Below are 8,646 nucleotides of genomic sequence, written 5' to 3' on the forward strand. Positions count from 1 at the left end.
AAATCCCGGCGGACCGGCCCGGCCCGCGCCGTAGAGTGACCGCCATGCCGGTACCTGTCATACGCCACGCCACCCCTGACGACGAGGACGGCCTGGGCCGGCTCGACCGCCGGACCTGGTCCACGACGCACGCGGTCACCCCGGCCCCGTGCCGGCCCTACGAGCCCTTCTTCAGCCACCGGTCGGGGCCGCGCGACCACCTGGTCGCCGAACTCGACGGCCGGCTGGTCGGATACATCCGCCTCGGCTTCCCCACAGAACTGGCGTCCAACGCGCACGTCCGGCAGATCCGCGGCCTCGCCGTGGCCGAGGAGGCCCGCGGCAGCGGGGTGGGGCGCGCCCTGCTGCGCGCCGCCGTCGAGGAGACCCGCCGCCAGGGCGCCCGCCGCATCACCCTGCGGGTGCTGGGCCACAACACCCCCGCCCGCAAGCTGTACGAGTCCGAGGGCTTCGTGGTGGAGGGCGTCCAGCCGGAGGAGTTCCACCTGGACGGCGCCTACGTCGACGACGTCTTCATGGGCCGCTTCCTGTGAGCCGGGAGCCCTGAGCCGAAACGCGTGGGCCCGTGCGGCCCGAGCCAGAGCGGCCCGAGCCGGGAGTACCCGGGTTCACGAGGTGACCAGGCGGCCCGTGTCCACCGGCGCGGTCGCGTGTGCCGCGCTCTGCGCGTCCGGGGCGACCTCGTCCGCCGTCAGGACGTATCCCGTCTCGTCGTCGGAGGTGGAGCGGGCGAAGACCACGCCGAACACGCGGCCGTCCGTGGTCAGCAGCGGACCGCCGGAGTTGCCGGGGCGGACCGTGGAGCGGATGGAGTAGATCTCCCGGGTGACCGTGCCGCTGTTGTAGATGTTCTGGCCCGTCGCCCGGATCCGGTTGGCGACCGTCGCCGCCTGGAGGTTCAGGTCGCCGTCCTGCGGATATCCCGCGACCACCGCCGAGTCCCCGCGCGCGGCGGTGTCGTCGAACCGCAGCACGGGGGCGTTCAGCCCGGGGACGTAGAGCACGGCCACGTCCCGGTGCGGGTCGAACAGCACCACCCGTGCCCGGTACGACCGCCCGACGCCGCCGATGCGTACGGCCGGGTCGTCGATGCCCGCCACCACGTGCGCGTTGGTCATCACACGCTCCGGCGCGTACACGAAGCCGCTGCCCTCGCGGCCCTGGTTGCCGGCGGCGCCCTCGATCTTGACCGTGCTGAACCGGGCGGCGTTCGTCGCGTTCTCCGTGACGCTGTCCCCGGTGGGCCGGGCGACACCCGCCGCCGGCTCGTTCTCGAAGGGGTTGAAGACCTGCGGGAAGCCCGCCTCGGTCAGCGCGGAGGTGGCGCGCGAGAACCAGGCCGGGGTGGTGTCCGGCATCGCGTTCTGGACCGCGCCCAGCAGCCGCGAGTCGCGTATCGCCGTCGTCACCACCGGGGTCGAGGAGGCGGCCAGGACGCTCGCCGCCACCCAGGCCACGATCAGCACCGCCACGGTGTTCGCGGCGGCCCCGCCGATGCCGTCGGCCACCCGCAGCGGCCCGCGGTCCAGCTCGCGCCGCAGCCGCAGCGCCAGACGGCCCGCCAGCTCGTGCCCCACCACGGCCGGCACCAGCACCGTGAGCACGGCGGTGACCGTCGCCGTGGTCGTCCCGCGCGTGACGAAGTCCATCACCCACGGCAGGATCCACACGCCGACGACGGCACCGCCGACGAAACCGGCCAGCGAGACACAGCCGGCCACGAGTCCCCGCCGGTAGCCGGACGCGGCGTAGACGAGGATCACCAGCACCAACAGCAGGTCGAGCAGGTCCACTCGGGCCGCCTTTCTCCTCGGATCCCCACATACGCACGGGACGGGCCCAGTGATCAGCCACGCGTGCGTGGATCCGGGGACCGGCCACGTGTGCGTGTACCCACAGAAACGTCCTGGACCAGGACGATGGTTCCACCAGGTGGCAGAGCGCACATCGCGGGCGGACCGGAACCGCCCGGCAGCGGGCGCACGCCTGTTGTGCGCGGAGCCGCGTGGCCGCGCCGCCCGCGCCCTGAACGGCCGCGCCGCGCCCTCGTGGGCGGGGGCGTCACGGCGGGGCCTCGGGGGCCCGGAGGCGCCTGGAGGGGCTATTCACGGAACCGGTCCCACAGCTTCGGATAGCGCAGGGCGAGCGCCCGGTCGTCCTCGAAGTCGACGGGGGTGCCCTCCGGTTCCGCCGGGGCGGGCGGGATGCCGAGGTCGGGGGCGACCGTGCCGGTGAGCTGCTCGTAGGCCTCGTCGGCCGCGTAGCCGAGGTCCTCGCCGTCGCCGTCGACCTCCTCGTCGAAGTCGTCCAGCAGCTCGGCGAGCGAGTCCGGGTCGTGCAGGGCGCCCTCGAAGACCTCCCGGCCCTGGCCGATCAGCCAGCACCGGAAGAAGTCGAACGCGTCGTCGCTGGCCCCGTCCAGGAGCACCCAGGCGGCGCCCCACAGATCCCAGCGGTAGGCCCGGTTGTACCGGGCCTCGAAGTGACGGGCGAAGTCCAGGATGACCTCGGGGTCGCAGCCAAGCAGCCGTTCGACGAGCAGGTCGGCCTGCTCCTCCGGATCACCCTCGGCGGCCTCGCGGCTGCCGTCGATCAGCTCCCAGAACTCCGTCTCGTCCATCACGGCTTCAAGCATCGGCCCTCGCGCCGGGCGACGCACGCGGAGTGCGCGGGGCAGTCAGGGCCGGTACAGCGCCGCCAGCCGCTCGGCATCGCGCGCGAAACGCTCCCGCAGCGCCTCGGGAGCCAGCACCTCGGCCTCCGGTCCGAGCGCCGTGAGCTGCTCGTGGGCGACCTCCTCGGACTCCACCGGCAGGGTCACCGTCACCCACCCGCGCCCGTCGCGGCCGGCCGCGGCCCCGACGGCCTCCAGCGCCGCCCGGGCCGGTACCGGCCCCACGGCGTGCGGCAGCCGCCGTACGCCCTCCTCGGACAGCCGCACCACCACCTCCGCGCGCAGCACGGACCGCGCGAACTGCGCGGCCCGCTCGTCCCAGAAGGCGGGCAGTTCGAAGCCGTCGTCCCGCTCGAAACGCGTCCCCGCGCCTGCGTCGACGGCCGTGAAACGGTCCACGCGGTACACCCGGAAGGAGCCGGGCCCCACGACCCGGGCGCACACGTACCACACGCCCGCCTTGAGCACGAGACCGTAGGGCTCCAGCTCCCGTACGGTCTCCTCCTCGCCGCGCCGGTAGCGCGCGGTGACCCGCAGGTCGTCCCACACCGCCTCCGCGACCGCCGGCAGCAGCTCGGGCGTCTTCGGCTCGCGGAACCAGTCGGGCGCGTCCAGATGGAAGCGCTGCGTCGCCGTACGGGAGGCGTCGCGCAGGGAGGGCATCAAGGCAGCGGACACCTTCAGCCGGGCGGCCGAGGCGGCGTCCTCGAGTCCCATCTCCCGCAGCGCGCCCGGCACACCACTGAGGAACAGCGCCTCCGCCTCACCGCGGTCGAGGCCGGTCAGCCGGGTGCGGTAGCCGCCGACCAGCCGGTAGCCCCCGGCCCGCCCCCGGTCGGCGTACACCGGCACGCCCGCCTCCGACAGCGCCTGGGCGTCCCGCGTGACGGTCCGCTCCGACACCTCCAGCTCCCGGGCGAGCTCGGCGGCGGTCATGACGGGCCGCGACTGGAGCAGCAGCACCATTTTGATCAGACGAGCGGCACGCATACGGCCATCATGCCGGGGCCGGCAGTGGCGAACACCGAAACGACGAAGGGGTACGGCCGCGGCCGTACCCCTTCGCCCTCACGCGTTGTGCCTCACAGGCCGTACTTCTCCCGGGCCTCCTTGACCGCCGAGGCCTTCACCTCGCCGCGCCGGGCGAGCTGGGCCAGGGCGGCGGCGACGATCGACTGGGCGTCGACGCCGAAGTGGCGGCGGGCGGCGTCGCGGGTGTCCGACAGGCCGAAGCCGTCGGCGCCCAGCGAGGTGTAGTCCTGCTCGATCCACTGCGCGATCTGGTCCGGGACCTGGCGCATGTAGTCGGAGACCGCGAGGACCGGGCCCTCGGCGCCCTGGAGCACGCGGCGGACGTACGGCACCCGCTCCTCGCCGCGCAGCAGCGCCGCGTCGGCCTCCATGGCGTCCCGGCGCAGCTCGCCCCAGGAGGTCGCGGACCACACGTCGGCGGCCACGCCCCACTCCTCGGCCAGCATCCGCTGGGCGTCCAGCGCCCAGTGGATCGCCGTGCCGGAGCCGAGTAGCTGGATCCGCGGCGCGTTCGCCGGGACCGTCAGACCCGCCGACTCCGCCGTGTTGAAGCGGTACAGGCCCTTGACGATGCCCTCGTCGATGCCGGGGGCGGACGGCTTGGCGGGCTGCGGCAGCGGCTCGTTGTAGACCGTCAGGTAGTAGAAGACGTCCTGGTCCTCGCCGGGCTCGGCCTGGCCGTACATACGGCGCAGACCCTCCTTGACGATGGTCGCGACCTCGTAGGCGAACGCCGGGTCGTAGCTCAGCGCGGCCGGGTTGGTCGCGGCGATGACCGGCGAGTGGCCGTCGGCGTGCTGCAGACCCTCACCAGTGAGGGTGGTGCGGCCCGCGGTGGCGCCGACCAGGAAGCCGCGGCCGAGCTGGTCGCCGAGCTGCCACATCTGGTCGGCCGTGCGCTGCCAGCCGAACATCGAGTAGAAGATGTAGAACGGGATCATCGCCTCGCCGTGCGTCGAGTACGACGACGAAGCGGCGATGAAGTCGGCCATGGAACCGGCCTCGGTGATCCCCTCGTTGAGGATCTGGCCGTTCTTGGCCTCCTTGTAGTACATCAGCTGGTCGCGGTCGACCGGCTCGTACGTCTGGCCCTTGGGCGAGTAGATGCCGAGCGAGGGGAACAGCGACTCCATGCCGAAGGTGCGCGCCTCGTCGGGGACGATCGGCACCCAGCGCTTGCCGGTCTCCTTGTCGCGGACCAGGTCCTTGACCAGGCGGACGAACGCCATGGTGGTGGCCACGTTCTGCGAGCCGGAGCCCTTGTCGAACGCGGCGAACGCCTTGTCGGCGGGCGCGGGCAGCGGCGCGACCGGGTGGACGCGGCGGGCCGGGGCGGGGCCGCCGAGGGCCGCGCGGCGCTCCTGGAGGTAGCGCACCTCGGGGGAGTCGGCGCCGGGGTGGCCGTAGGGGACCTGGCCGTCGGCGAAGGCGCTGTCCGCGATGGGCAGCTCCAGCAGGTCGCGCATCTGCTTGAACTCGTCCACCGAGAGCTTCTTCATCTGGTGGTTGGCGTTCTTCGACGCGAAGCCCGTGCCGAGGGTGTGGCCCTTGACCGTCTGGGCGAGGATCACCGTCGGGGCGCCCTTGTGCTCCAGGGCGGCCTTGTAGGCGGCGAAGACCTTGCGCGCCTCGTGACCACCGCGGGAGAAGTGGAAGCACTCGGTGATCTTGTCGTCGCTGAGCAGCTTCGCCATCTCGGCCAGCGCCGGGTCGGCCCCGAAGAAGTCCTGGCGGATGTAGGCGGCGTCGCGGGTCTGGTACGTCTGGATCTGCGCGTCCGGTACCTCGCGCAGCCGGCGTACCAGCGCGCCCGTGGTGTCAAGGGCGAACAGCTCGTCCCAGGCGGAACCCCACAGCGTCTTGATCACGTGCCAGCCGGCGCCGCGGAAGAGGGCCTCCAGCTCCTGCACGATCTTGAAGTTGGCGCGGACCGGGCCGTCCAGGCGCTGGAGGTTGCAGTTGATGACGAAGGTCAGGTTGTCCAGGCCCTCGCGGGAGGCGAGCGTCAGCGCCGTGGTGGACTCCGGCTCGTCCATCTCGCCGTCGCCGAGGAACGCCCAGACGTGGGAGTCGGAGACGTCCTTGATGCCGCGGCTGGTCAGGTAGCGGTTGAACCGGGCCTGGTAGATGGCGGAGATCGGGCCGAGGCCCATCGACACCGTCGGGAACTCCCACAGCCAGGGCAGGCGGCGCGGGTGCGGGTAGGAGGGCAGGCCGTTGCCGCCGGCCTCCTGGCGGAAGTTGTCCAGGTGCTGCTCGGTCAGCCGGCCGTCGAGGAAGGCGCGGGCGTAGATGCCCGGGGAGGCGTGGCCCTGGATGTACAGCTGGTCGCCGGAACCGTCGCCCTCCTTGCCGTGGAAGAAGTGGTTGAAGCCGGTCTCGTACAGCCAGGCCGCGGAGGCGAAGGTGGCGATGTGGCCGCCGACGCCGTACTTGCTGCCGCGGGTCACCATCGCCGCCGCGTTCCAGCGGTTCCACGCGGTGATCCGGGCCTCCATGGCCTCGTCACCGGTGACGGCCGGCTCGGCGGCGGTCGGGATGGAGTTGACGTAGTCCGTCTCGAGAAGCTTGGGCAGGACGACGCCGGCGCCCTCGGCGCGCTCCAGCGTACGGCGCATCAGATACGCGGCACGGTGCGGCCCGGCCGCCTGGGTGACGGCGTCCAGGGAGGCCTGCCATTCGGCGGTCTCCTCGGGGTCGCGGTCCGGGAGCTGGTCGAGCTCGCTCGGCTGGATGGCGTTGGGGTCGGTCATGTCGCCGCCTTCCTCAGTCGAAGGGGGTTCCCTCATCGGTAAGGGTTCGGGGGTGCCCTAGGTCTTTGGCAGGACAGGGCGTGAGGCTCTGGTGGAAGCCCAGCGGTGACTGTAACCCCCTGATCGATGATCGATCAAAGATTTCCCGGGTAAAACCCTTCGATTTCGAGAAAGTCGGCACCCGGTGCCTTGGAAACGGGCACGCGGTGCCGCATTTTCGAAGGGTTTTCCCAGGTGAGCGTACAGGTGCTCGACTGCCTCACGGTCGCGGCGCGCAGCCGAGAACGTGTGACTTGACCAGGTCGGCGATCCGCGGATCCCGCCGCTTGAACGCCTGCACCAGCTCCTCGTGCTCCTCCGCGTACGACTGCTGGACCGTCCCCAGCCAGCGGATCGACAGCGCGGTGAACACCTCGATGCCCAGGCCCTCCCAGGTGTGCAGCAGCACCGAGTTGCCGGCCGCGCGGACCAGCTCGCGGTGGAAGGCCACCGTGTGCCGCACCTGGCCGGTGCCGTCGGACCTGAGGTCGGCCTCGTAGAGCGCCGCCACGTGCGGTTCGAGGGCCGAGCAGTCGGCCGCCAGCCGCTCGGCCGCCAGCTCCGCCGCGATGGCCTCAAGACCGGCCCGGACCGGGTAGCTCTCCTCCAGGTCGGCGGCGGTCAGGTTGCGCACCCGCACGCCCTTGTTCGGCGCCGACTCGATCAGCCGCAGCGACTCCAGCTCGCGCAGCGCCTCCCGCACCGGCGTCTGGCTGACCTCCAGCTCGGTGGCGATCCGACGCTCCACGATCCGCTCGCCCGGCTTCCAGCGCCCGCTGACGATCCCCTCCACGATGTGCTCGCGGATCTGTTCGCGCAGCGAGTGGACGACGGGCGCGGTCATGGAGGGCTCCTTCAAGGGGGGACCCACGGGCCCCCGGGGGGCGTTCGACGTTTAGACAATACGGCCGTCGGCGTCTCGCGGTAGGGCGCATACGGGCGCTTTCGTGCAGGTGAGACGAGACTTACACCCCGTCATGGCCAAGAAACGGCAAACGCGACGCCCCCGCCCGGAAGGTTCCGGACGGGGGCGTCGTGGTGCTGGATCCCTGGTGGTGGGGTCAGAGTCCGAGCTCGACCTCGAACGCGCCGGCCTCCAGGATCGCCTTGACCGCCGTCAGGTAGCGGGCGGCGTCGGCGCCGTCCACCAGGCGGTGGTCGTAGGAGAGGGTCAGGTACGTCATGTCGCGGACGCCGATGACCGTTCCCTCCTCGGTCTCGATGACGGCCGGGCGCTTGACGGTGGCGCCGATGCCGAGGATCGCGACCTGACCCGGCGGCACGATGATCGTGTCGAACAGCGCGCCGCGCGAACCGGTGTTGCTGATGGTGAAGGTCGCACCGGACAGCTCGTCCGGAGTGATCTTGCTGGCCCGGACCTTGCCCGCCAGGTCGGCGGTGGCCTTGGCGATACCGGCGACGTTGAGGTCACCGGCGTTCTTGATGACCGGGGTCATCAGGCCCTTCTCGGAGTCCACCGCGATACCGACGTTCTCGGTGTCGAAGTAGGTGATGGTCCCCTCGGCCTCGTTGATCTTGGCGTTGATGACCGGGTGGGCCTTCAGCGCCTGGGCGGCGGCCTTGACGAAGAACGGCATCGGGGAGAGCTTGACGCCCTCGCGTGCCGCGAACGAGTCCTTGGCCTGGGCGCGCAGGCGCATCAGGCGGGTCACGTCGACCTCGACCACCGAGGACAGCTGGGCCTGCTCGTGCAGCGCCTTGACCATGTTGTCGCCGATGACCTTGCGGATCCGCGGCATCTTCACGGTCTGGCCGCGCAGCGGGGAGACCTCCAGGACGGGGGCCTTCTTCGCGGGTGCGGCGGCCGGAGCGGCCGCTGCCGGGGCGGCGGCCTTCGCGGCCTCGGCCGCGGCGAGCACGTCCTGCTTGCGGATGCGTCCGCCGACGCCGGTGCCCTTGACGGCGGCCAGGTCGACGCCGTTCTCGGCGGCGAGCTTGCGCACCAGCGGGGTCACGTACGCGCCCTCGTCGGTCGGCTGGGCGGCGGCCGGAGCGGCAGCCGGGGCCGGGGTGACCGGGGCGGGCGCGGCCGGCGCGGGAGCCGGTGCCGCGGGCTTGGCGGCGGCCGGAGCCGGAGCCGGAGCCGGGGCGGCGGGGGCTGCCGGAGCGGCCGGGGCTGCCGGAGCC

7 protein-coding genes are annotated in these 8,646 nt (G+C 72.2%); 1 reads left to right on the forward strand and 6 read right to left on the reverse strand.

Annotation, left to right across the window (positions count from 1 at the left end):
• Window positions 1-44: 44 nt before the first annotated feature.
• Complete coding sequence (locus tag CG719_RS04665) at window positions 45-533, forward strand: GNAT family N-acetyltransferase (protein ID WP_100567213.1); 489 nt, start codon at window positions 45-47, stop codon at window positions 531-533.
• A gap of 75 nt (window positions 534-608) precedes the next feature.
• Here the strand turns inward: CG719_RS04665 and CG719_RS04670 are convergent, their stop codons facing one another.
• The 6 genes from CG719_RS04670 to sucB form a co-directional block, all read right to left on the reverse strand.
• On the reverse strand, window positions 609-1,793 hold the full coding sequence (locus tag CG719_RS04670; protein WP_100567155.1) for a MarP family serine protease: 1,185 nt from the start codon (window positions 1,791-1,793) through the stop codon (window positions 609-611).
• A gap of 308 nt (window positions 1,794-2,101) precedes the next feature.
• Entirely contained in the window at window positions 2,102-2,620 is a 519-nt protein-coding gene (locus tag CG719_RS04675; RefSeq protein ID WP_199836517.1) for a DUF4240 domain-containing protein, read from the reverse strand.
• A 57-nt stretch (window positions 2,621-2,677) separates the two neighbouring features.
• Entirely contained in the window at window positions 2,678-3,664 is a 987-nt protein-coding gene (locus tag CG719_RS04680; protein WP_100567156.1) for a helix-turn-helix transcriptional regulator, read from the reverse strand.
• Between the two features lie 92 nt (window positions 3,665-3,756).
• Window positions 3,757-6,459 carry a pyruvate dehydrogenase (acetyl-transferring), homodimeric type gene (gene aceE / locus CG719_RS04685; protein WP_100567157.1) on the reverse strand — a complete coding sequence of 901 codons (2,703 nt, stop codon included), beginning with the start codon at window positions 6,457-6,459 and terminating at the stop codon, window positions 3,757-3,759.
• A gap of 259 nt (window positions 6,460-6,718) precedes the next feature.
• Window positions 6,719-7,342 carry a GntR family transcriptional regulator gene (locus CG719_RS04690; protein WP_100567158.1) on the reverse strand — a complete coding sequence of 208 codons (624 nt, stop codon included), beginning with the start codon at window positions 7,340-7,342 and terminating at the stop codon, window positions 6,719-6,721.
• Window positions 7,343-7,559: 217 nt separating this feature from the next.
• Window positions 7,560-8,646: 2-oxoglutarate dehydrogenase, E2 component, dihydrolipoamide succinyltransferase (gene sucB / locus CG719_RS04695; protein ID WP_100567215.1), on the reverse strand; the 1,087-nt coding region annotated here is incomplete at its 5' end.

This window comes from Streptomyces sp. CB01373 (assembly GCF_002803075.1).
Classification (GTDB): domain Bacteria; phylum Actinomycetota; class Actinomycetes; order Streptomycetales; family Streptomycetaceae; genus Streptomyces.

What these genes read in the sequence shown, in the direction of transcription:
- CG719_RS04665 (WP_100567213.1), top strand. Translation starts at nt 45, where the DNA reads ATGCCGGTACCTGTCATACGCCACGCCACCCCTGACGACGAGGACGGC.
- CG719_RS04675 (WP_199836517.1), bottom strand. Translation starts at nt 2,620, where the DNA reads ATGGACGAGACGGAGTTCTGGGAGCTGATCGACGGCAGCCGCGAGGCC.
- CG719_RS04680 (WP_100567156.1), bottom strand. Translation starts at nt 3,664, where the DNA reads ATGCGTGCCGCTCGTCTGATCAAAATGGTGCTGCTGCTCCAGTCGCGG.
- aceE (WP_100567157.1), bottom strand. Translation starts at nt 6,459, where the DNA reads ATGACCGACCCCAACGCCATCCAGCCGAGCGAGCTCGACCAGCTCCCG.
- CG719_RS04690 (WP_100567158.1), bottom strand. Translation starts at nt 7,342, where the DNA reads ATGACCGCGCCCGTCGTCCACTCGCTGCGCGAACAGATCCGCGAGCAC.